The organism is Paracoccus sp. (in: a-proteobacteria), from assembly GCF_030604785.1.
Lineage (GTDB): Bacteria > Pseudomonadota > Alphaproteobacteria > Rhodobacterales > Rhodobacteraceae > Paracoccus.
Map to the genome: position 1 here is coordinate 95,893 of NZ_JAUVVF010000002.1, position 21,983 is coordinate 117,875.

The window sequence follows — 21,983 nt, forward strand, 5'->3', positions numbered from 1 at the left end:
ATCACAAGATCGGCACGGGACGCGCCCGATGCAAGCGCCGCGCGGCATTGTGACTTCTCAGACGGTCGCGGCGGGCGCTATGTCAGTGCCATGCTGCGCCTGTCCCTTGCCCTTGCCTGTCTTCTGGCCCCGCCCGCCTGGGCGCAAATGCGCCTGCCCGAGGGCGAGATGCCGCTTGGCCTGGTCGATGCCCGGCTGCTGCCCGGCTGGACCGACGAGGCGGGCAACCGGATCGCCGCGCTGGAACTGGTGCTGGAGCCGGGCTGGAAGACCTATTGGCGCAGCCCCGGCGATAGCGGCCTGCCGCCCAGCTTTGCCTGGGACGGGTCGGACAATCTTGGCGATGTGGTCTTTCACTGGCCCGCGCCCGAATCGATCAGTTCCGGCGGCGCGCAGGAGCTGGGCTATCACGAGCATCTGGTCCTGCCCTTCACCGCCAGCCCCGCCGATGCCGCGCGCCCGGTCACGCTGCACAGCCAGATCGAACTGGGCCTGTGCGAGAATATCTGCGTGCCCGCCCAGCTTGACCTCAGCGCCCCGCCGCCCGGCACCCTGCCCGACAGCCGCATCAAGGCCGCCATGGCCGAGACGCCGCGTCTGGTCGAGGACCTGCCGGAATGCCGGATCGAGGCCATCGCCGACGGGTTGCGCGTCGAGATGGCGCTGCCCTCGGACGCGCCCGAACTGGCCGCGATCGAGGTCGAGGGCAAGCCCGACCTCTGGGTCTCGGGCGCCGAGATCGAGATGCGCGCCGATGGCCCCGTCGCCGTGGCCGAGATGGTCGGCCCCGAGGCCGCGCCCTTTCCGCTGGACCCCTCGGCCCTGCGGCTGACCGTGGTCAGCGCCGATGATGCGGTCGAAAGCTTCGGCTGCCGTCTCAGCCCCTGATCGCGGGCGCGCGGCGCAGCGCCCAGAGCCCCGCGCCCAGCACCACCGCCAGAAGCATCAGCGCATAGGCGCCAAGCGCCGCACCGACCGACCCCGCCACCGGCCACCAGCCGGGCAGCCCCAGCCCCATCGCGGGCAACAGCGTCACCGGCAGAAGCGTCAGCGCAAAGGCCAGCACCGCGCCGCCGGTCGCCGCCCGGATCACGCCCGCCACCGGCTGCGCCCGGCGGCTGCGGCGAAAGGCCTGCCGCGCCCGGCCCAGATCGGCGCCGATGGCCAGCACCGCCGGAACGACCAGCAGCACGATCAGCATCCCGAAGCCCAGCCCATAGACCAGCGTCACCACCGTCGGCTTCAGGAACAGCGCCTGCGACGAGCGTTCATAGAGCAGCGGCGCAAGGCCCAGCACCGTGGTCGCCGTGGTCAGCAGCACCGGCCGGAACCGGTCGCAGACCGCCGCGACGATGGCCGGGCGCAGGCCGCGCTGGCGGGTATATTCGTCGATGGTCGAGATCAGCACGATGGAATCGTTGATGATGATCCCCGACATGCCGATCAGCCCCACGATCGAGAACATCGTCAGCGGCAATTGCCAGATGTAATGCCCCCAGATCGCGCCGATCAGGCCGAAGGGAATGACCGACATGACCACCAGCGGCCGCGTCCAGCTGGCAAAGATCCAGGCCAGCACCATGTAGATCCCGGCCAGCGCCAGGCCGAAGCCCAGGACCGCGTCGCCCAAGAATTCCTGCTCCTGTTCGGCAAGCCCCGTGATCGTGTAGCTGATGCCGAATTCGGCGGCGATGTCGGGCATCAGCTCGGCCTGAAGGGCCTGCGTTATCTGCGCCGCGCGCGCCGGGTCGTCATCCGAGATGTCCCCCGTGACCGAGATCATCCTCTCGCCATTCTCGCGCCGCACGACCGAGAAGCCGGCCGCCGTCTCGACGGTGACGATATCGGCCAAGGGCACCCATTGCCCCGAGGCCGCGCGCATCATCATCCGGTCGAGGAAATCGCCCTGACGTTCCTCGGGCGGCAATTCGACGTTGATCGCGCCCGACCTCGTGCCGACCGGGAAGGTTGCGGCCTCAATCCCGCCCAGGCGCTGGCGCAATTCGCGCGCAAGGCCCTGCGTGGTAAAGCCAAGCGCCTCGCCGCGCGCGGTCAGGCGCAGGGCCAGCTCGTCCTTGTCGTAATCCATGCTGTCTTCCAGCGCGGAGACCTCGGGGAAAGCCGACAGGCGCAGCTTCAGCGCCTCGGCCGCATCCTTCAGGACGGTCGCGTTCGCCCCCGTCATCCGGACCGAGATCGCATCGCCCCCCGGCCCCGACCGGAAGCCGCGGAAGCTGATCACCTCCAGCCGGGGATCGGTGGGCATGGCCTCTTGCAGGGCGGCGACGAATTCAAAGCTGGAATAGGGACGGAAATCGGGGTCGATCAGCTCGATCTGGATGGCGCCCAGAAGGTCGGCCTCCTTGGTTTCCGCGCCGGGCAGCGGGCGGCCCGAATTGCCGCCCAGAAGCGTCATGGAATGGGTGATCGGGTTGATGCCGTATTCGGCCTCGTAGCGGGCGGCGACGCCGTCCACGGCCTCTTGCACCATGCCCATGACGCGTTCGGTATCGGCGCGGCTGGCGCCGGCCAGCATGGCGAAATTGCCCGTCACGCTGCCCTGTTCGGGTGCGTCGAAGAACCGCCACGGCACCTTGCCCGTCATCAACGTGGCCGCCGACCAGGACAGCGCCACCACCGCGAAGGCCAGCGCCGGATAGCGCCAGGCCAGGACCAGCCGCGCCACCGGGCGCACCACCACCGCGACGAAGCGGTCCAGCCAATGGTTCACGAAAGCCGAGGGGCGGTCATACCAGCGCTCGCGCGCAGAATGAGCCAGCGCATGGGCCATGTGGTTCGGCAGGACGAGGAAGCATTCCACCAGCGAGGCGATCAGCACCATGATCACCGTCCAGGGAATGTCGCCGATCATCTCGCCGAAGCGGCCGCCCACCGTCACCAGCCCGGCAAAGGCGATGATCGTGGTCAGGGTCGAGGACACGACCGGGGCGCCCATCCTCTGGGCGGCGCGTTCGGCGGCGACCTGCGGCGGCTCGCCCAGCTTGCGGTGGCGGTAATCGGCATGCTCGCCCACCACGATCGCATCGTCCACGATGATGCCAAGCGTCAGGATCAGCGCGAAAAGCGAGATCATGTTGATCGTCATGCCCGCCGCATACATCAGCGCGACCGCGCCCAAGAGGGCGGCGGGGATGCCCGCCGCGACCCAGATCGCGGTGCGGGCGTTCAGGAACAGGAACAGCAGCCCCAGAACCAGCGCCAGACCCAGAAGCGCATTGTCCAGAAGCAGCGTCAGCCGGCCCGCGATCAGCTCGGCCCGCGCGCGCACCAGATCGATCTGGACGCCTGCGGGCAGGGTCGGTTGCATCTGGGCGACGACCGCCTCGACCTCGCGCTGCATGCCGATCGCGTCGCCCGAGGCGCTGCGCTCGACCCCCAGCATCACGGCGGGGTTGCCCGCGACGAAATAGGCGGTGCCCCGGTCGATCCCTTCGGCGGTGACGTCGGCCACATCCCCCACGGTCAGCTGCGTGCCGTCGGGCAGCGCCTTGAGGACCAGCGCGGCCACGCCTGCCGGATCGCGCGTCTCGGCCCCCGTGCGGACCCGCGCCGCCCCCGAGGCCACGTCGCCCGCCGGGATCGGCGCCGCCGCCGCCCCGATGACCGAGGCGACCTGCTCCATCGTCAGATCGTGGCGGATCAGGTCGGCCATGCGGATCTGCACCAGCGTCTCGGGGGCCGAGATGCCGGTGACGGAAAGCCGCGTCACGCCCCGCGCATAGAGGCGGTTCGACATCTCGTCGGCGATGCGCCCCAGCTGGTCCAGCCCGACCGGCCCCGAGATCACCACATCCGCCACCCTGTCGCGCCAGGCGCGGCGGGTGATCTGCGGCTCTTCGGTGCCTTCGGGCAGGTTGCCCGCCCCCGCGATGGCGGTCTCGACCTCGGCCATGGCGCGGGACATGTCCCAGCCCGGCTCGAATTCCAGCCGCAGCCGGGCCGAGCCCTGCACCGCCTGCGACGAGGTCAGGGCCACGCCCTCGACCCCCATCAGCGCGGGCTCCAGCACCGCGACGACCGACTGGTCCACATCATCCGCGCCCGCGCCGTCCCACCGGACCGAGACGTCGATTTCCTGCACGACCGTATCGGGGAAGAACTGCGCGCGCAGCTTCGGCGCGCTGTAGAGACCCGCGACCACCATGACCGCCAGCACCAGATTGGCCAGCGTGCGGTGGCGCACGAACAGCGACAGAAGGCCCCTCGGCTCAGCCACGGCCAGCCCCTTCGCGGCGCGCCTGCTGCCCCTCGGGAGGCGGATCGCCGCGCCGTGCGGCGGGGGCGGTGGCGTCGTCGCCGGGCGGGGACGGGCGCGCGCCCACGTCGCGCACGCGGATGCCGGTGCCCAGTTGCGGCGCGCGTTCGGCCACGATCGTCGCCCCCGACAGCGAGGCCGGGACCGCCACGATCAGGTCGTCGCCCTGACGGCGCAGCACCTCGACCGGGGTCGATGACAGCCGCCCCTCGTCATCGGCGACCAGCACCGCCCCGTCGCCGCCCACGGCCGAGGCCGGGATCTGCGCGGCCTGTTCCAGCGGCGGCTCGGCGATCTGGACGCGCACGAAATCGCCCGGCCGCAGCGGCGTGTCGGCATCCTGAAGGCGGGCAAAGACCTGACGGCCCGCGCCCCCTTCGGCCACCGAGGCGGCGGAGCGGTCCAGCACGGCCTCGATCACGACCTGCCCGGCCGTCCCGTCCAGCACCACACCGACAGGCACGCCCTCGATGGCGCGCCCGCCCGCCAGAAGCCGGGCGAACTGGTCCAGCGACAGGGGGATCTGCACCTCGAGCGCGGCGGGGTCGATGATCGTGGCAAGCTGTTCGTTCATGCCGACCAGACCGCCCTCGACCGCGCTGACGGCGGTGACGCGGCCATCGAAACCGGCGCGCAATTCGGTATCGGCCAAGGTGCGGCGCGCCTCGGTCAGGGCGATCTCGGCGCGGCGCAGGGCGTTCTCGGCGGCGGTGACGGCGCTTTCGGCATCGGCCAGGGCGGCGCGGCGGCTGATCACGGCCTGCTCGGCGGTCGAGGCGGCCAGCTCGACATTCTCGCGTTCGGTGCTGGTGCCAAGGCCGCGCCCGGCCAGATCGCGCTGACGGGCGACGGCGGCCTGCCGCAATTCATACTGCCGCTCGGCCGCCGCCAAGTCCTCGGCGGCGATGGCCACGCTGCGGCGGCGGTCGGCCAGATTGCCCTGCGCGTCGTCGCGTTCGGCCTCGCGGCTGTCCAGGGCGGCCTGCGCGGCCGAGGGGTCGATGCGGACCAGAACCTGCCCCGCCGTGACTGCGCCGCCTTCCTGCATGGCGGGGTCGAGGAACACGATCTGCCCGGCGGCGCCCGCGCGCAGTTCAAGCTGGCGGCGCGACTGGATCGTGCCGAAGACCTGCATCTGCGGGGTGATGCGCGTGGGTTCCAGCGTGATCAGCCGGGCGGTAAAGACCTGTTCGGCGGGGCGAAAGCCCGGACCCCCGCCCGCGCGCCGCTGTTCGGCGGCCTGCCAGAGCTGGAACACCGCCAGAAACAGCAGGCCGAGCGTGATGAAGGTCAGAAACAGCCCGGCAAGGCTGCGCGTCAGGAATCGCATGCGTACAGGTCCATCTGTTGGACGTTCCGGTTAGCCCATGATGCGGAAACCGAACCTAAACGGAAAGGGCTTCCAGACGCGCGGCCAGCGACAGAAGGTCCGCCCATGCCTCGCGCTTGGCGGCGGGGTTGCGCAGCAGATAGGCGGGATGCGTCATCGGCAGGGCGGGACGCTCGAAAGCCTGCACCCATTGGCCGCGCAGGCGCAGGATGCCCCGCCGGCCGACGGCGGCCTGGGTCGCGACATTGCCCATCAGCACGACCAGATCGGGCTGCGCCAGCTGGATATGGCGCCGCACGAAGGGCAAGCTCACGGCAATTTCATCGGGGCTGGGGTCGCGATTGCCCGGCGGACGCCAGCCGAGGACATTGGTGATGTAAAGCGCGCGTTCCGCATCGACCGCGTCGCGGGCCAGCCCGATCGCGCCGAACATCCGGTCCAGAAGCTGCCCGGCCCGGCCCACGAAGGGACGGCCCTGTCGATCCTCTTCATCGCCCGGCGCCTCGCCCAGGATCAGCACGCGCGCCCCGGCCCGGCCATCGGCGAAACAGAAGCGGCGGGCGCCCTTCTTCAGCTCGATCCCGTCGAAACCCTCCTGCGCGGCGGCCAGGGCATCCAGCGTGTCGGCCGCAGAGGCCAGCGCCTCGGCCTCGGCGATGCGGGCGGGCAGGTCATCCGTGTCCGAGGCGGCGGCGACCGGCGGGACGGGCTGGGCCATCGGAATGGCGGGCGCGGCCTGCGCGGGCAGGTCGAACCGGTCCACCGGATCATCCAGCAGAGGCGTGTCGGCGCCCATCTCAAGCTGCCATTCCAGCAGCGCCAGCGCAGTCTGGGCGTCCAGCGCGATTCCCTGATATGTCGCCTGATCCATCACCGCCAAAGGCTAGGGCGAATGGCCGCCCTAGTCCACCACCAGCATGTAGCCCGTGCCGCGCACGGTCTGGATATAGCGCGGCTCGCGCGGGTCGGTCTCGATCTTGCGGCGCAAGCGGGTGATCTGAACGTCGATGGCGCGTTCGCTGTTCTCGCCCTCGTCGCCCGTCCCACGGCCCAGATCCTCGACCAGCTCGGCCCGGCTGACGGGCTGGCCCCGGCTGGAGGCAAGCCGCCGCATCAGCGCGGCCTCGGTCCCGGTCAGGCGCAAGGGCTGGTCGCCCTGCCACAATTCGCCCTTTTCGGTGTCGTAGCGCAGCGCGCCCAGGGTCAGGAATTTCGGCTGCGTCATCTCGACCACCGGCACGCGGCGCAGGATGGCCGCGATCCTCAGCAGCAATTCGCGCGGCTCAAAGGGCTTGGGCAGGTAATCGTCAGCCCCCGATTCCAGCCCGGCGATCCGGTCTTCGGTCTCGCCCTTGGCAGTCAGCAGCAGGATCGGCGTGTCGATCCGGCGGCGCAGGTCGCGCGTCAGCGCAAGCCCGTCCTCGCCCGGCATCATCACGTCCAGGACGATCAGGTCGAATTCCAGCCCCGCCAGCAGCCGCCGCGCCTGAGCCGCGTCGCGAGCGAGGCTGACCATATAGCCGCTTTTCCGCAGGAACTTGCCCAGAAGCGAACGGATACGTTCGTCATCGTCAACGATCAGGATATGGGCATCGGGGGCGGTCATGGCGGATCAGCGGTCCTCGGGCAGTTCCTTGAGGGCCTGATACTGCGCCCGCGTCTCGGGGTCCATCATCGCCTCCAGCACCTGCCGGAAACCCGCCACCGCCTGCGGCCCGGCCTTCCGATAGGCCGACCGCATCCGCGCGCGCTGCGATTCCGACAGCCGGCGTTCCAGCGCGGTGCCCTGGGGGGTCAGGTAAAGCTGCCGCTCGCGCCGGTCGCGCCGGCCCACGCGGCTTTCGACCAGGCCATCGTCGATGAGGGTCCGCAACACGCGGTTGAGGCTCTGCTTGGTCACGCCCAGAACAGCCAGCAGCGCGGTCACGGTCAGGCCCGGATCGCGGTTGACGAAATGCAGCGCCCGGTGATGCGCGCGGCCGTAATCCAGATCGGCCAGGATCAGGTCGGGATCGGCCGTGAAGGCGCGATAGGCGAAGAACATCGCCTCGATCCCGCGGCGCAGCTGATCGTCGGTGAGGAACAGAAGATCCTCGCCCACCATGGCCTGGATCCGCGCCTTTTCCTGCATTCCTGACATCCTCGCATCCTGGATCGCCGATATGGCAGCGTTGTTGACTTTCTAACCGCTGATTGCTAGCCGTCAAGCATCTTGCGTAACAAATGGACTGTTCTGCCCTGTCAGGCGCAAGAATCGTACAGATCGGGCGGCGGAGGAAGAATGAACATGACGGCGGCATATGACGATCGGGACGGCTGGATCTGGATGGATGGCGAACTGGTCGCCTGGCGCGAGGCGAAGGTGCATGTCCTGACCCACGCCATGCACTACGCCAGCTCGGTCTTCGAGGGCGAGCGTTGCTATAACGGCAAGATCTTCAAGAGCCATGAACATTCGCTGCGCCTGATTGAATCGGGCCGCCTGCTGGACATGCCGATCCCCTATACGGCCGACCAGATCGACGCCGCCAAGGAAGAGGTGCTGCGCGCCAACGGCTTCGAGAACGCCTATGTCCGCGTCGTCGCCTGGCGCGGCTCGGGGCTGGATATGGGCGTCTCGGCCGCGCGCAACCCGGTCCGCATGGCGGTCTGCGCCTGGGAATGGGGCAGCTATTACGGCGACGCGAAATGGCAGGGCGCGAAGCTGGACGTCGCCAAGTGGAAACGCCCCTCGCCCGAGACCATCCCCACCGCCGCCAAGGCCGCCGGCCTCTACATGATCTGCACCATGTCCAAGCACGCCGCCGAGGCCAAGGGCTGCTCGGACGCGCTGTTCATGGACTGGGAGGGCTATGTCGCCGAAGCCACCGGCGCCAACATCTTCTTCGTCAAGGACGGCGAGATCCACACGCCTCTGGCCGACCGTTTCCTGAACGGCATCACCCGGCAGACGATCATCCAGATGCTGCGCGACAAGGGCTTCACCGTCCACGAACGCCGCATCCTGCCCGAGGAGCTGGAAGGCTTCAGCGAATGCTGGCTGACCGGCACTGCGGCCGAGGTTACGCCGGTCGGCCAGATCGGCGACTGGCATTTCCAGGTGGGCCAGATCACCCGCCAGGTCGCCGAGGATTACGAGGCGCTGGTCCGCGCCTGAGACCGGGAAGGGGGCTCCGCCCCCATCGCTTCGCGATTCCCCCGGGATATTTGGACCAAGGCAAAGCACAGGTCCTGTCTTTGCCTTGGCCGGAAATATCCTCGGGGGGAAGGCGCAAGGCGCCTGGGGGGCAGACAGCCCCCCTTCTTCTTTCGTCTTGGTGCCGTCAGGCGGAATGGCCGCGCATGATGCGGGCATATTCGACCGCGCGGCGGCTCTCGTCCCGGGTCTGGGGCCTCTTGTGCAGGCTGGTGATGCTGGGATGGGGTCCGGCCTCGCGGTCCTGACGGACGAAGGCGCGCAGGCGCGCCGTGCCGGTGCTGCGGGGTCGGTCGGTCACGTGCTTCTTCATGGTCGATCCTCCTGTCGCGGGGGGACAGTATAGGACCGAATCGGACCGATTAGAACCCGTCAGGCCGCGCGGATGCCCTGTGCGGCGGCCAGGACCGCGTGCAGCGCCACCGGGTCGTCATTGGCACGCAGCTTCGCGCGCAGATCGGCGTCGCGCAGCGTGCGCGAGACCAGGGCCAGCGCCTTGAGGTGATCGACGCCACCCGTTTCGGGGGCCAGCAGCGCGAAGACCAGATCGACGGGCTGGCGGTCCACCGCGTCAAAATCCAGCGCCTTGTCCAGCCGGATGAACAGGCCCGCGACCATGTCCAGCCCGTGCAGCCGCGCATGGGGCAGCGCGACGCCCTGTCCGACGCCCGTCGGCCCGAGGCTCTCGCGTTCCTGGAGCGCGTCGAGCACTTCGGGGGCGGGAAGCCCGTATTCTGCCTGTGCCAGTTCAGCCAGTTCCTGGAACAGCCTCTTCTTCGAGGTGAGCTGTCCGAGCGAGCGGACGGCTCCGGGCTTGAGGATTTCGGCAATCTGCATGCGGTCGCGACTTTCCCAAGATAGGCGCCCCCGCCACTGGTGGCGGGGGCGTTTTCTTCGTCTGCGGCGCGAGGCGGACTAGCCGTTTCCGCGCGGGTCGATCCAGCCCACATTGCCGTCGTCGCGGCGGTGGACGACGTTCACGCCGCCATGTTTCTCGTTGCGGAACACCAGAAGCGGCGCCCCTGCCAGTTCCATCTGCATCACCGCGTCGCCCACCGACAGCGTCGGGACGCGGCTTTCCATCTCGGCGATGATGATGGGTTCGAGGCTGTCGCCCGTCGATTCCCACTCATCCTCGTCGGCGGCCAGCACATAGCTGCCGGCCTCGCCAAAGACAACAGGCTCGACGCGGTCCTTGTGATGGTCCTTGAGGCGGCGCTTGTAGCGGCGCAGCTGCTTGTCCATGCGCTCGCGGCAGGATTCGAAGGCGGCATAGACCTCGGTCGCGGCGCCCTTGGCCTGAACGGTCAGGCCGGTGGACAGATGCACCACCGCGTCGCAGGTGAACTGATGTGCATCCTTGGAGAAGGTGACCGTCGCATCGGTGGGGCGCTGCGAGTATTTCTCGATCGTCTCGCCCAGTTCGGATTTGACATGCGTGGTCAGGGCGTCCCCGACATCGATGTGTTTTCCGCTGATCGTGTAGCGCATCATGCCTCCTCTTCGGTTGCCCGCGCCGTGACGGGACGGCCCGCGGGCCGCCGCGCGTCTGCGCGGGGTGCGCGCAGGGGGGCCGAGGCCGCCCCTGCATATCTCAATTTGGTGACAGCGCGCCCCTCCTGTCAACGGCCAGCCACGGCGGCGTGATCGAAAAAGCGGTCCTTTGCGCGAGGGGGCGCCTAGGCCATGCGGAAGCCTTCGCCCAGATAGACCTCGCGGACGCGGGGATCGGCGACGATCTCGTCGGTCGTGCCCGACATCAGCACATGACCGTCATGCAGGATATAGGCGCGGTCCACGATGCCAAGCGTCTCGCGGACGTTGTGATCGGTGATCAGCACGCCGATTCCGCGCGATTTCAGATCGTGGACCAGACCGCGGATCTCGCCCACGGCGATGGGATCGACGCCCGCGAAGGGCTCGTCCAGCAGCAGGAAGGCCGGGTTCGAGGCAAGGCAGCGCGCGATCTCGGCCCGACGTCTTTCGCCGCCGGACAGGGCCAGGGCCTGCGCCCCGCGCAGATGGGTGATCGAGAAATCGGCCAGCAATTCCTCGAGCCGGTCGCGACGGTGGCGCGGATCGTCCAGCGCGACCTCGAGCACGGCCATGATGTTCTGCTCGACGGTCAGGCCGCGAAAGATCGACATTTCCTGCGGCAGGTAGCCGATGCCCATGCGGGCGCGGCGGAACATCGGCAGGCGCGTCGCGTCCTGGCCGTCGATGATGACCTGACCCGCATCGGGCACGACCAGCCCCGCGATGCAGTAGAAGCATGTCGTCTTGCCCGAGCCGTTCGGCCCCAGCAGCGCCACGACCTCGCCCCGGCGCAGATCGACCGACACCTCGCGGATGACCAGCCGGTTGCGATAGGACTTGCGTAGCTTGCGGACCTGAAGACCGTCCCGGGGCGCGTCGGGCATCAGTTCCCCCCGCCCTGCTGGCCAGGTTGCAGAATGGTGCGGACGCGGCCCTCGACACGGGCGGCGCCGGTGGCCAGATCGACCTCCATCCGCTGGCCGGTCAGCACGTTGCCGCCCTGCGCCAGGATCACGTCGCCGATCAGCGTGACCTGCCCGGCCTCGACATCGTAAAGCGCCTCTTGCGCCTCGGCCGCGTCGTCGCCCGAGACCAGCGTCACGTCCCCTTCGGCCCGAAGAGAGCGGATGCGGGTCGTGCCGCCCTCGGCATAGGTCACGTCGACGCGGCCGGCCGACAGCCGCATCGCGCCCTGCCCGATCACGACATTGCCGGTGAAGACCGCCGTGCCGTCGGACTGGTTCACCGCCAGCGCATCGGCGGCGATCTCGACCGGGGCCGAGGTATCGGCGCGCATGCCGCCGAAGGTCAGGTTCTGGCCCCAGGCCGGAAGCGCGACCACAAGGGCCAGAGCGGGCAGATAGCGAAGCATCTTTGTCATCCTTCGGGCGGCTCAGGGCTGGTATATCAGACGCACACCGCCCGAGAAATTCAAGACCGCGGCACCCGTCGCGCCCTCGTCGCCGGGTTCCAGCCGCATCCGGCCGGCGCTGATCCGGCCAAAGGGCGCCTCGGCCTCGATCCCGTCATCGGCGGCGATCTCGGACCGGTCGGTGGCCGCGTCGATGCGCGGCGCATCCATCTGCCAGCCGGTGCTGGTGGTCATGCGAACCCCGCCATCCAGCCGGATGCGGCCATCGGCCAGCCCGCCGGTCGGCGCGACCAGCATCGCGGCCAGGCCGTCGGGGCGCTGCCAGTCCAGTTGCAGCGCCTCGGCCTCGGCCCGCTCTCGGTCGGGGCGCGCGGCGCTGGCCGTCAGGCTGATCCGGGCGCCGTCCTCGGTGACAGCGGCATATTCGGGCGCGACAAGGCGCGGATCGCGGGCCATCGCCTCGGCATCGACCTGCGCATAGGGGATGCGCGATTCGGTCTCGGAGCCGCGCGAGAACAGGAACAGCGTGGACAGCATCGCCAGCGCCGCCAGAGGCAGGATCACACGCAGCGACCGAACGATGCGAGTGCGGTCCATGCGTCACACCAACCCGGCGCGCAGGCAATCGTGAATGTGCAGGATGCCGACCGGGCGGTCGTCCTCGACCGTGAAGAGGCAGGTGATCTTGCGCGCCTGCATCTCGGCCAGGGCGGCGGCGGCCAGGGCCTCGGGCTCGATCACGCGGGGGCTGCGGGTCATCACCTCGTGGGCGCGACGCGACAGCAGGCCCTCCATGTGGCGGCGCAGGTCGCCATCGGTGATGATCCCGGTCAGACGCCCGTCCGCATCGGTGACGCCGGTGACGCCGTAGCCTTTCTGGCTGATGACCAGAAGCGCCTCGGACATGGGGGCGTCCTGCGCGACAAGGGGCAGGTCGCGGCTGGCCAGATCGCCGACCTTCGCCAGAAGCGCACCCAGCTTGCCGCCGGGATGGAAGGTGCGGAAATGTTCGGGGGTAAAGCGGCGATGCTCCATCAGGGCGATGGCCAGCGCGTCGCCAAGCGCCAGCGTCATCGTGGTCGAGGTCGTGGGCACGATCCCGTTCCCGCAGGCTTCCTGAGCCTGGGGCAGGACCAGCCCCACGTCCGATTGCCTGAGCAGCGTCGAGCCGGGCCGCGAGGCGACGCCCACCAGCGGGATCTTGAAGCGCCGCGTATGGGCGATCAGGTCGGCCAGTTCCGGCGTCTCGCCGCTATTGGACAGGACCAGCGCCAGATCGGCCTCGGTCACCATGCCCAGATCGCCGTGGCTGGCCTCGGCAGGATGGACGAATTGCGCCGGCGTCCCGGTCGAGGCCAGCGTGGCCGCGATCTTGCGCCCGACATGGCCCGACTTGCCCATGCCCGAGACGATCACCCGCCCCCGCACCTGAAGCATCATCGCGACCGCGCGCGAGAATTCGGCCCCCAGACCCGAGGCCAGGGCCTCGAGGCCCGCGATCTCGGTGGCGATCACACGCCGCGCCGTTTCGATGTAATCCGCCACGCGCCCGCTCCTGCTTTCGGTCGTCACAATCTGTCGGGGCCGGGCGCATCGCGCCCGGCGGCCCGGTTTCGGCCAAGGCCGGTCCGTTCAGTGCCGGAAGATGTCGCCCTCATCGCCCCAGCCCAGAAGGTCCAGATGGGCGCGCGCGGGCAGAAAGTCAAAGCAGGCCTGCGCCAGACCCAGCCGGTTCTCGCGCTTCAGCCGTTCCTCCAACGCCTCTTTCAGGCGGTGCAGATACAGCACGTCGGATGCCGCATATTCCAGCTGCGCGTCGCTCAGATCCGTCGCGCCCCAGTCGCTGGTCTGCTGCTGCTTGCTGACATCGACGCCGACCAGCTCGTTCAGCAGATATTTCAGGCCGTGCCGATCGGTATAGGTCCGCACCAGCTTCGAGGCGATCTTGGTGCACCAGACCGGCGAGGTGACGACGCCGAAGGCGTTTTCCAGCGCGGCGATGTCGAAGCGGCCGAAATGGAACAGTTTCAGCACCTTGGGATCGGTCAGCAGGCGCGTCAGGTTCGGCGCCTCGGTCTGGCCGCGATCGATCTGGACCAGATGCGCCTCGCCGTCGCCCGACGACAGCTGCACCAGGCACAGACGGTCGCGGCGGGGATCAAGGCCCATCGTCTCGGTATCGATGGCCACGACCGGGCCAAGGTCCAGATCGTCGGGAAGATCGTTGGGATAAAGGTGAATGCTCATCGTCTGCTGCCTCGGACCACTTGCCGGACTGCCTTGCGCCGGCCTCGCCCTCTCAGACCAGAAACGGCGCGCGCGTTCCAGCGAAAATCGGTCCGCCCGCAGGTTTCGGCCGCGCCGTCAGGGGCGGACGGTCGGCGACAAAAAGCGACCGGCGCCACGGATCGGGCGCCGGTCGCGGTCTTTCGTCGCAAGGCGGGTCAGATATCGGCGCGTTCTTCGGATGCGGCCAGCGCGATGTAACGGCGCGTCACCGCGTCGATGCTTTCATGCAGCGCGGCAGCCATGCGCCGTTCCTCGTCGAGGTTCTGGCGCAGTAGCGGCACCGAGGCGCCCGCGCCGCAGATATCGGCCGCGCTGATCAGCGAGACATAGGCCGCGATCTCGAAATTCTCGAAGGCGTGGTTGGCAAAGGTGTTCTTGAGGATCTCGTCCGAGGCGAAGGTATGGCCGACCGCCGCCATGCTGCCGCTGAGCGACAGGCCCATATCCTTGAACCCCGAAGCCGAGGCTCCGACGCCGTCGAGAACCTCGTCCAGGCGCTTGATCTGGTCCTCGGTCTCGCGGATGTGACGTTCAAGCAGGGCGGACACTTCGGGGTAATGTTCAAGCCGGTTGACCTGCGGCTGCATGATCGACAGCGCCTGCTTTTCCATCGCATGGGCATTGCGCAGCCCGTCGACGAACACGTCCTTGGCACTCATCGTGCTGGCCATGATGTTTCTCCTGTCTGTGGGGGGACCGGTGAACCGGCGGGGGCAAGCTTTGGTCCCCGCCCCCGCCGGCCCCCGGTGCTAGTAGGTGCCCGGCGGGTCGCTGGCCGGAAAGGATTCGTCCGACCGCTCGTCGATGTCGGACCAGGCCGGGGGCGGGTCGCGCATCTGCTCGGGTCCGGCATCGCGGACGGGTGCAGAGGCGCGGGCCTCGGGGCGGTTGCGGGCCAGGCACAAGAGCAGCGCGCCCCCCGCCAGACCCGCGCAAAAGGCGGTGAACCTGTTCATGCCGCGCCCCTCAGATGATGGGCTGGCCGCCGGTCACGGCGATCGTCGCGCCCGAGATGTAGCTCGAGACGGGCTCGGCCAGCATCACGAAGGCCGAGGCCAGCTCGACCGGCTGCGCGGGGCGGCCCATCGGGTAGTTCTGGCCGAAGGTGCTGACCTTGTCGCCCGGAAAGCTGGCCGGGATCAGCGGGGTCCAGACCGGACCGGGCGCCACGACATTCGCGCGGATGCCGCGTTCGGCCAGCATCTGGGCCAGACCGGCGGTGAAGTTCTGGATCGCGCCCTTGGTCGTCGCATAGGCCAGCAGGTCCGGGCTGGGCTGGTCGGCGTTGACCGAGGACGTGTTGATGATCGAGGCGCCCTTGCCCATATGCGCCAGCGCCGCCTTGGTCAGGTAGAACATGGCGTCGATATTGGTGGCGAAGGTATAGCGCCATTCCTCGTCGCTGATATCCTCGATCCGCGAGAAGCTGCGCTGATGGGCGGCGTTGTTCACAAGGATGTCGATGCGGCCGAAACGCTCGGCGGTGCGGGTGATGACCTCGCGGCAATTCTCGGCATCCGACAGGTCGGATTCGATCACCAGGCATTCGCGGCCCGCCTCGCGGACCAGCCGGGCGGTGTCTTCCATGTCCTCGGTCTCGTCCAGACAGACCAGCGCCAGATCGGCGCCCTCGCGGGCATAGGCGATGGCGACGGCCCGGCCGATGCCGCTGTCGCCGCCGGTGATCAGGGCCACCAGACCCTCCAGTCGGCCCGCGCCGCGCCAGCTGTCCTCGCCATGATCGGGCACCGGGTCCATCTTGCGAAAGCTGCCGGGCAGATCCTGTTCCTGCTTGGGAAAGGGGGGGTGCGGATGGTCGGTCATGCGCTGTCTCCTGCTTGCGGCCCGCCGGGTTGCGGGCCGGGCGTCAGAACCGGCGGATCGCCCAGATGTTCCCGGTTTCAGGCGCGGCTCCAGGCAAAGCAGCCGGCGGGCAGGCCCGCCCCGGCGACCAGCAGCGCGCCCTGTCCGTAAAGCCGCCAGCCCGCGCCGCGCGGCAGGTCCACCACCGCGATGCCCGACAGGCGGTCGAACCAGACCAGCGTCGCCCCCGCCTGATCAAGCCGGGCGCGGATGGCATCTTCGGGCAGCGACTGGCGGAACACGACCGAGGTCAGCGGCAGGTCCGGCGGCGGCTGCATCGCCCAGAGCCCCGCCCCGGTCGTCAGCGCCAGAAGCCCGGCGAAACGGCCCCCCATCGGGCGGCCCGGCCCCGGACGGCCGGTGATCAGGAACAGCCCGGCCAGCGCGGGCAGGATGCCGAAGGTGGCCAGCCAGCCCAGATCCCACAGCAGCGGCACCGGCGAATCGACCTTGATGCGGTGGATGCCCAGGATCCAGTGCGACAGGATCGCATCGACCGCGTGCCACAGCCCGAACCCGATCAGCAGCGGCGCCCAGAGACGGCGGCGCGTATCCTGCCCGATCGCCGCGCGCTGCCGCCACAGCGCCACCAGACCCGCCGCGCCCACCAGATACATCACCGCATGGAAATACCCGTCCCACAGGATCTGCGTCCGCAGGTCGGTGACGCCCGGCACAAGGCTCAGCAGGTGGTGCCATTGCAGGATCTGATGCAGCAGGATCCCGTCGAAGAAGCCCCCCAGGGCAAGGCCAAGCGTCGCGGCCGGCAAGATCGTCTTCATCCGTCACCCTCCTTTGATGTCCCCGCCGGGGCGAGCCGGCGCTCCGCGCAACAGGGCGTGGATGCGGCTGGCCGCGATCTGGCCCTGCGCCATGGCCGTGGCGATCTGGTTCAGTCCCGGCGCGACATCGCCCGCCGCGAAAAGACCGGGCACCGAGGTTTCCTGATGCGGATCGGTCAGCAGCCGCCCGTCCTCTGCCCGCCCCGCGCCCAGCCGCGCGGCCAGATCGGCGCGGGCATCCATGCCCAGACCCGAATAAAGCGCCGCGACCTGCCGGGGCGGATGACCCTCGCGGCGCAGCGTCACGCCCGGACCGCCCATGTCCAGCGCCCAATCCGCGCAGGGCTCGACCCCGATGCCCTGCCCGGTCAGCGCGGCCTGGTCCCCGGCCGGCCAGAGCGGCGGCGCCCCAAGGGTCAGCAGCGTGATTCTGGGCGAGTAATGCGCCAGAAACAGCGCCTCGGACGCCGCATGAGCGTCAGAGCCGACCACGGCGATGGGCTGGCCCGTCAGCTCGAACGCGTCGCAGACCGGGCACAGCCTCAGCCGCCCCGACAGGATCGCCGCCTTCGCGTCTGTGATCGGCGGCAGACGGTCCGTGATCCCGGTGGCCAGGATCACATGGCGCGCCAGCCGCCCGGCCCCGGCGCGGATCGCAAAGCCGCCGCCCGGCAGCGGATCCAGCCGCTCGGCATGTTCGGCGGCGATGGCGGTGCCCAGATCGCGGACCTGCCGCCGCATCCGTTCCAGCAGCAACCGGCCGGGAATGCCGCCCGGAAAGCCCGGATGATTGTAGGTCCGCGGGATCAGCGCGGCCCGGCTTGTGCCGTCATCGACGACAAGGACATCCCGCCGGAACCGCGCCAGATGGATCGCCGCCGACAGGCCGGCCGGACCGCCGCCGATGATCACGCAGTCCAGCATCAGCGGCGGCTGGCCGCGCAGGAATGGCCGCGTCTCAGAACGCCACCAGCGCGACCAGCACGATCAGCACGATCACCGCCACCGGCAATCCGATGATCCCCACCAGATGAAGCGCGCCCGATTTTGGGCCGATCCGGTAGTAGCGCATGTCCGATGGCATTCCGCCCTCGCCCGGCGATTCGTCGGTGCGCGGGTCGTTGCAATTGTCGCCGGCCTCGCGGTCCGGCCAGTGCGTGTTCTCGCGGCGGGTGTTCTCGGGGTTCATGGCGCGCTCCTGTCGGGTTGGGAGGCTGAACAGCGGCCGCGCCCGGATGTTCCCGCCGGGAACAAAGCGCCGCCGCACCGGTTCAGCGGCCCGGACTTCCGACAGAAAGGACCGCGACATGACTGATCGCCGATCCCCCTTTGCTGCCATGCTGGGCGTCGCCGCGCTGGCCGTCGGCGTGACGGGGCTGATCCGGCTGGCCGCGGCCAGCCGCCCGCCGGACAGCGCCCCCGACAGCGCGGCCAAGGGCATGGGCCTTGGCGGACAGCGCCACGCAGCCCGCACCGTCACCATCGCCGCGCCTCGCGCGCTGATCCATGCCACCTGGCGCGACCCGCAGCGTCTGGCCCTGTTCATGAAGGACATCATCACCGTCGAGGGCACGGCCGAACGCCCTGTCTGGCTGCTGGGCGACCCCGAGGCGCCCCTGCGGATCGAGACCCGCCTGACCGAGGACCGCCCCGGCCAGACGCTGCGCTGGAATTCGGTCCCCGGCGCAGATCTGGAGGTCGAGGCGCAGATCCGTCTGCGCGACGCCCCCGCCGATCGCGGCACCGAGGTCGAGGGACATCTGCGCTATCGCCCGCGGCTGGGTCTTGCAGGCCACTGGCTGTCCCGCCTGCGCGGCACCGACCCCGAGATGCGCGCAAGGCAAGACCTGAAGCGGCTGAAGATGCTGCTGGAAACCGGCGAGATCGCCACCGCCTCGAACCAAAGGAGCCTGTGATGCGCGCCCTTACCTGGCATGGCAAGCATGACGTCCGCGTCGATACCGTTCCCGATCCGGTGATCGTCAATCCCCGCGACGCGATCATCGAGATCACCTCGACCGCGATCTGCGGATCGGACCTGCATCTCTATGACGCGGTGATCCCCGGCATGCAGCCCGGCGACATCCTCGGCCACGAATTCATGGGCCGCGTGGTCGAGACCGGCCCCGGATCGACGCTGAAGAAGGGACAGCGCGTGGTGGTCCCCTTCACCATTTCCTGCGGCAGCTGCTTCTTCTGCAAGGCCAGCCTGTTCTCGGCCTGCGACAATTCCAACCCTGTCGAGACGCAGGAAGCGACCGAGCTGCTTTACGGCCACGCCGTCAGCGGGCTCTTCGGCTATTCGCACCTGACCGGCGGCTATCCCGGCGGACAGGCGCAATATGTGCGCGTGCCCTTCTCGGATGTCGGCCCGATCGTCATTCCCGACGGGCTGCCCGACGAACAGGTGCTGTTCCTGTCGGACATCCTGCCGACCGGCTGGATGGCGGCCGAGAATTGCGACATCACCCCCGGCGACACGGTCGCGGTCTGGGGCGCGGGACCCGTCGGGCTGTTCGCCGCGCAGGCGGCGCTGCTGATGGGCGCGTCGCAGGTCATCGTCATCGACCACTACCCCAACCGGCTGGCCCTGGCGCGGGATCTGGGCGCATCGGTCATCGATTACCGCCAGACGCATGTGCTGGACGCGCTGATGCAGATGACCGGCGGGCTGGGCCCGGATGCCGTGATCGACGCGGTGGGCATGGAGAGCCACGGCTTTTCCCCCGACAACCTGCTGGACACCGCCAAGCAGAAGGTGGGAATCGGCGCCGATCGCGCCCATGCGCTGCGCATGGCGCTGATGGCGGTGCGAAAGGGCGGCCGCGTCTCGATCCCCGGCGTCTATGGCGGCATGACCGACAAGTTTCCCTTGGGCGCGCTGATGGAGAAGGGGCTGCAGATCCGCAGCGGCCAGACCCATGTGCAGCGCTATACCCGCCAGCTTCTGGACCTGATCCAGGAGGGCGAGATCGACACGACCTTCCTGATCTCGCACCGGCTGCCGCTGGAACAGGCGCCCGCGGGCTATCGCAACTTCCGCAACAGCCAGGACGACTGGACCAAGGTCGTCCTGACGCCCTGACGCATCCGTCACCCCCCTCACCCCGAAAGGACATATCATGGCCACCACCGTCGGCACCGAGGACACGATCCGCGACCTCGTCACCAACCTGATCCTGCTGGAGCGCGACGCCATCGCGGCCTACGAGACGACCATCTCGCGGCTGACCGATCCCGCCCTGTCCAGCCAGATCGAATCCTTCCGCCAGGATCACCTGCAGCATCTGGACGTGCTGACCCAGATCGCCGCCGAAACCGGCGCCGACGCCCCGCAAGAGGGCGACATGAAGCAGATGCTGACCACCGGCAAGGTCGCGCTGGCGGGTCTGCTGGGGGATGCCAGCATCCTCAAGGCGATGCGCAGCAACGAGGAAGACACCGTCACCGCCTATCAGCGCGCCTCGGAGCATCCCGACGCGCTTCCGCAATCGCTGGCCTTCTTCCGGAAGGCTCTGGCGGACGAATGTCGGCACCGCGACTGGATGGAGCAGACCGCCGACAGCCTGTGAGGGACGCCCTCCCCCCCCGGGGGCAGTCTCTCGGGACCGGCGCTGCGCCCATGCGCCGGTCCCTTGTCTTTCCGGGACCGTGCCGGGCCGTCGCGCCCGCTAATCCTGGAACATATGAGCCCCGACCCGGTTAGGGGCGTCCAAGCGGCAACAGTCGCATCACGAACCCCCAAAGGAGGACGAAGATGACCAATGCCCTGACCATGACCAGCCGTGCCGCCATCGTGGCCGCAGCCCTGGCCGTTCCGGCCCTGCCCGCGCTGGCGCAGACCCCGCCGCCCGCCGATGACGCCGCCGGTGGCGCCGCCACCACGGCGCCCGATACCGCCGCTCCCGATACGACAGCCACGGATGGCGTGACCACCGACGCCCCGGCGATGGACACTCCGGCCATGGATTCGCCCGCGATGGATACACCTGCCGCGGACGCGCCGGGCCTGGGCGGCACGACCCCCGGCGCGACCGGTCTGGCCGGTGACGGCATGGACGGGCAGCCGACCTATGACCAGCTGCTGACCGACCTGCGCTCGGGCCGCGATTTCGGGCAGGATCTGGAAGGGATCGACGAAGACACGACCGTCACCGTCGTCACGCTGAGCGAGCTGCGCAGCCAAGCCGATACCGGCGCCGCCGGGATGCCGGGCGACCAGCCGGGCATGGGCACCGACGGTGCGGCCGCGACCACGATGGACGCGCCTGCCGGTGACATGGCCGCCGGCACGACCACCGGTGCGGGGACCGACACCACGGCGACCGACACCACGACCGACCTGACGGCCGATACCGCGACCGGGACCGATACCGCGACCACCGACATGACTGCGGACACAGCCACCGACACGACCGGCGGCATGACCGGTGACGCGGCGGGCGGCGCTGCGGCGGGCATGAGTGCCGGTGTGGGCGACGCCGATTTCGACGCGGCTCTTGCCCAGGGCGAGGGTGATCTGTCCACGCTGCGCACTTCGCTGGCCGATCATCCGGCGGTGACGCAGGCTCTGGAAGATGCGGGCCATGATGCCGATGACGTGATCGGCGTCTATCGTGATGGCGACGGCCTGACCGTCATCGTCGACGACCGCGACGAGGCCTGATCGCAGGTATGTAGGCAAAGGGGCACCGGGGGACCATGCGTCCCCCGGTGCGCGTTTCAGGGCGGGACGCGCCAATCCTCAAGGATCTGCCCGGTCGTCGCGGTCTCGATCTGCCGGCCCATCCGGCCGCCGAACAGCGACAACACCGCGTCATGCGTCTCGTCCGACGACGAGCAGACCGCATCCACCGCCACGATCACCCGGAAGCCGCGATCAACCGCGCCCAGAACCGTGGCCAGCACGCAGATATCCGTCTCACTGCCAGACACGACCAGCGTCGTGACGCCCTTTGCGCGCAACGTGGCCTCAAGCCCCGTCTGCCACCACGGCGAATAGACCGACTTGTCGAAGACATGCCCGGCCGGGGCCAGCGCCTCAAGCTCGGGCAGCAGCCGCAGCCACTCCTCTGACATCGTCTCGCGCAGGATCTCGGGCCACGCGGCGTAATAGCGGCCCCAGCTGCCGGGCGCGCCCGTCAGCGAACGGGGCGGGATGAAGCGCGTGAAGAAGCTGCGCTCTGGCCGGGCCGAGGCCAGCATCGTGACCGCAGGCAGCCTGCGCGCCACCCAGGGCGCGCCCCAAGGCGAGCCCGGCGCAAAGAGCTTCTGCATATCCACGCAGAGATGCGCCGCATCCTCGCCCAGAGGGCCGAATTTCAGTCCGGTTTCCACAT

At 69.2% G+C, this 21,983-nt stretch carries 26 protein-coding genes; 6 read left to right on the forward strand and 20 right to left on the reverse strand.

What is annotated here, in order from left to right; all coding sequences use genetic code 11:
* The first annotated feature begins 90 nt into the window (after window positions 1-90).
* The gene (locus tag QAR72_RS01310) at window positions 91-888 is read left to right on the forward strand and encodes a protein-disulfide reductase DsbD domain-containing protein (RefSeq protein ID WP_304615549.1); all 798 of its coding nucleotides are present in this window, start codon (window positions 91-93) and stop codon (window positions 886-888) included.
* On the opposite strand, the gene QAR72_RS01315 is transcribed toward QAR72_RS01310, so the two are convergent.
* Genes QAR72_RS01315 through QAR72_RS01335 form a run of 5 tightly spaced genes read right to left on the reverse strand, consistent with a single transcriptional unit; the run spans window position 878 to window position 7,737 of the window.
* Entirely contained in the window at window positions 878-4,237 is a 3,360-nt protein-coding gene (locus tag QAR72_RS01315) for an efflux RND transporter permease subunit (protein WP_304615550.1), read from the reverse strand. The genes QAR72_RS01310 and QAR72_RS01315 overlap by 11 nt on opposite strands.
* Window positions 4,230-5,606 (reverse strand): efflux RND transporter periplasmic adaptor subunit, encoded by a 1,377-nt coding sequence (locus QAR72_RS01320; RefSeq protein ID WP_304615551.1) that lies wholly within the window; start codon window positions 5,604-5,606, stop codon window positions 4,230-4,232. Before QAR72_RS01320 ends, QAR72_RS01315 begins: the two co-directional genes overlap by 8 nt.
* Before the next feature lie 55 nt (window positions 5,607-5,661).
* On the reverse strand, window positions 5,662-6,477 hold the full coding sequence (locus QAR72_RS01325; protein WP_304615552.1) for a uracil-DNA glycosylase: 816 nt from the start codon (window positions 6,475-6,477) through the stop codon (window positions 5,662-5,664).
* Window positions 6,478-6,507: 30 nt separating this feature from the next.
* Complete coding sequence (locus QAR72_RS01330; protein WP_304615553.1) at window positions 6,508-7,212, reverse strand: response regulator; 705 nt, start codon at window positions 7,210-7,212, stop codon at window positions 6,508-6,510.
* 6 nt (window positions 7,213-7,218) lie between these two features.
* Window positions 7,219-7,737, reverse strand: a complete 519-nt coding sequence (locus QAR72_RS01335; protein WP_304615599.1) for a MarR family winged helix-turn-helix transcriptional regulator — start codon at window positions 7,735-7,737, stop codon at window positions 7,219-7,221.
* Between the two features lie 156 nt (window positions 7,738-7,893).
* Here QAR72_RS01335 and QAR72_RS01340 point away from each other — a divergent pair, with 156 nt between their 5' ends.
* Entirely contained in the window at window positions 7,894-8,763 is an 870-nt protein-coding gene (locus QAR72_RS01340) for a branched-chain amino acid aminotransferase (RefSeq protein ID WP_304615554.1), read from the forward strand.
* A 166-nt stretch (window positions 8,764-8,929) separates the two neighbouring features.
* On the opposite strand, the gene QAR72_RS01345 is transcribed toward QAR72_RS01340, so the two are convergent.
* The 14 genes from QAR72_RS01345 to QAR72_RS01410 all read right to left on the reverse strand — a co-directional run bounded on the left by QAR72_RS01345 (window position 8,930) and on the right by QAR72_RS01410 (window position 17,833).
* On the reverse strand, window positions 8,930-9,115 hold the full coding sequence (locus QAR72_RS01345) for a hypothetical protein (protein ID WP_304615555.1): 186 nt from the start codon (window positions 9,113-9,115) through the stop codon (window positions 8,930-8,932).
* A 59-nt stretch (window positions 9,116-9,174) separates the two neighbouring features.
* Window positions 9,175-9,639: a PTS sugar transporter subunit IIA gene (locus tag QAR72_RS01350; RefSeq protein WP_304615556.1), complete on the reverse strand. Its 465-nt coding sequence runs from the start codon at window positions 9,637-9,639 to the stop codon at window positions 9,175-9,177.
* A gap of 78 nt (window positions 9,640-9,717) precedes the next feature.
* Window positions 9,718-10,293, reverse strand: coding sequence for a ribosome hibernation-promoting factor, HPF/YfiA family (hpf, locus tag QAR72_RS01355; protein ID WP_304615557.1), 576 nt, complete (start codon window positions 10,291-10,293; stop codon window positions 9,718-9,720).
* A gap of 188 nt (window positions 10,294-10,481) precedes the next feature.
* Window positions 10,482-11,222 carry an LPS export ABC transporter ATP-binding protein gene (gene lptB, locus QAR72_RS01360; RefSeq protein WP_304615558.1) on the reverse strand — a complete coding sequence of 247 codons (741 nt, stop codon included), beginning with the start codon at window positions 11,220-11,222 and terminating at the stop codon, window positions 10,482-10,484.
* Window positions 11,222-11,710 carry a lipopolysaccharide transport periplasmic protein LptA gene (gene lptA / locus QAR72_RS01365; protein ID WP_304615559.1) on the reverse strand — a complete coding sequence of 163 codons (489 nt, stop codon included), beginning with the start codon at window positions 11,708-11,710 and terminating at the stop codon, window positions 11,222-11,224. Before lptA ends, lptB begins: the two co-directional genes overlap by 1 nt.
* Window positions 11,711-11,731: 21 nt before the next feature.
* Window positions 11,732-12,307, reverse strand: coding sequence for a hypothetical protein (locus tag QAR72_RS01370; protein ID WP_304615560.1), 576 nt, complete (start codon window positions 12,305-12,307; stop codon window positions 11,732-11,734).
* Window positions 12,308-12,310: 3 nt separating this feature from the next.
* Window positions 12,311-13,255: a KpsF/GutQ family sugar-phosphate isomerase gene (locus tag QAR72_RS01375; protein ID WP_304615561.1), complete on the reverse strand. Its 945-nt coding sequence runs from the start codon at window positions 13,253-13,255 to the stop codon at window positions 12,311-12,313.
* A gap of 87 nt (window positions 13,256-13,342) precedes the next feature.
* Entirely contained in the window at window positions 13,343-13,957 is a 615-nt protein-coding gene (locus QAR72_RS01380; protein ID WP_304615562.1) for a ribonuclease D, read from the reverse strand.
* Window positions 13,958-14,154: 197 nt separating this feature from the next.
* On the reverse strand, window positions 14,155-14,670 hold the full coding sequence (locus tag QAR72_RS01385; protein WP_304615563.1) for a ferritin-like domain-containing protein: 516 nt from the start codon (window positions 14,668-14,670) through the stop codon (window positions 14,155-14,157).
* 78 nt (window positions 14,671-14,748) lie between these two features.
* On the reverse strand, window positions 14,749-14,955 hold the full coding sequence (locus tag QAR72_RS01390) for a hypothetical protein (protein WP_304615564.1): 207 nt from the start codon (window positions 14,953-14,955) through the stop codon (window positions 14,749-14,751).
* 10 nt (window positions 14,956-14,965) lie between these two features.
* The gene (locus tag QAR72_RS01395) at window positions 14,966-15,823 is read right to left on the reverse strand and encodes an SDR family oxidoreductase (RefSeq protein WP_304615565.1); all 858 of its coding nucleotides are present in this window, start codon (window positions 15,821-15,823) and stop codon (window positions 14,966-14,968) included.
* Between the two features lie 77 nt (window positions 15,824-15,900).
* The gene (locus tag QAR72_RS01400) at window positions 15,901-16,644 is read right to left on the reverse strand and encodes a DUF2243 domain-containing protein (RefSeq protein ID WP_304615566.1); all 744 of its coding nucleotides are present in this window, start codon (window positions 16,642-16,644) and stop codon (window positions 15,901-15,903) included.
* Window positions 16,645-16,647: 3 nt separating this feature from the next.
* On the reverse strand, window positions 16,648-17,568 hold the full coding sequence (locus QAR72_RS01405; protein WP_304615567.1) for an NAD(P)/FAD-dependent oxidoreductase: 921 nt from the start codon (window positions 17,566-17,568) through the stop codon (window positions 16,648-16,650).
* A 34-nt stretch (window positions 17,569-17,602) separates the two neighbouring features.
* Window positions 17,603-17,833, reverse strand: a complete 231-nt coding sequence (locus tag QAR72_RS01410) for a hypothetical protein (RefSeq protein WP_304615568.1) — start codon at window positions 17,831-17,833, stop codon at window positions 17,603-17,605.
* A gap of 118 nt (window positions 17,834-17,951) precedes the next feature.
* On the opposite strand from QAR72_RS01410, the gene QAR72_RS01415 reads away from it, so the two are divergent.
* The 4 genes from QAR72_RS01415 to QAR72_RS01430 all read left to right on the forward strand — a co-directional run bounded on the left by QAR72_RS01415 (window position 17,952) and on the right by QAR72_RS01430 (window position 21,310).
* Complete coding sequence (locus QAR72_RS01415) at window positions 17,952-18,560, forward strand: SRPBCC family protein (protein WP_304615569.1); 609 nt, start codon at window positions 17,952-17,954, stop codon at window positions 18,558-18,560.
* A complete protein-coding gene (locus QAR72_RS01420; protein WP_304615570.1) occupies window positions 18,560-19,729 on the forward strand; it encodes a zinc-dependent alcohol dehydrogenase in 1,170 nt (389 codons plus the stop codon). The genes QAR72_RS01415 and QAR72_RS01420 overlap by 1 nt, the downstream gene beginning before the upstream one ends.
* Before the next feature lie 37 nt (window positions 19,730-19,766).
* Window positions 19,767-20,216 (forward strand): ferritin-like domain-containing protein, encoded by a 450-nt coding sequence (locus QAR72_RS01425; protein ID WP_304615571.1) that lies wholly within the window; start codon window positions 19,767-19,769, stop codon window positions 20,214-20,216.
* A gap of 185 nt (window positions 20,217-20,401) precedes the next feature.
* Complete coding sequence (locus QAR72_RS01430; RefSeq protein ID WP_304615572.1) at window positions 20,402-21,310, forward strand: hypothetical protein; 909 nt, start codon at window positions 20,402-20,404, stop codon at window positions 21,308-21,310.
* 56 nt (window positions 21,311-21,366) lie between these two features.
* Here QAR72_RS01430 and QAR72_RS01435 read toward each other — a convergent pair whose 3' ends face one another.
* Window positions 21,367-21,981: a cysteine hydrolase family protein gene (locus tag QAR72_RS01435; RefSeq protein ID WP_304615573.1), complete on the reverse strand. Its 615-nt coding sequence runs from the start codon at window positions 21,979-21,981 to the stop codon at window positions 21,367-21,369.
* Between the last annotated feature and the right edge of the window lie 2 nt (window positions 21,982-21,983).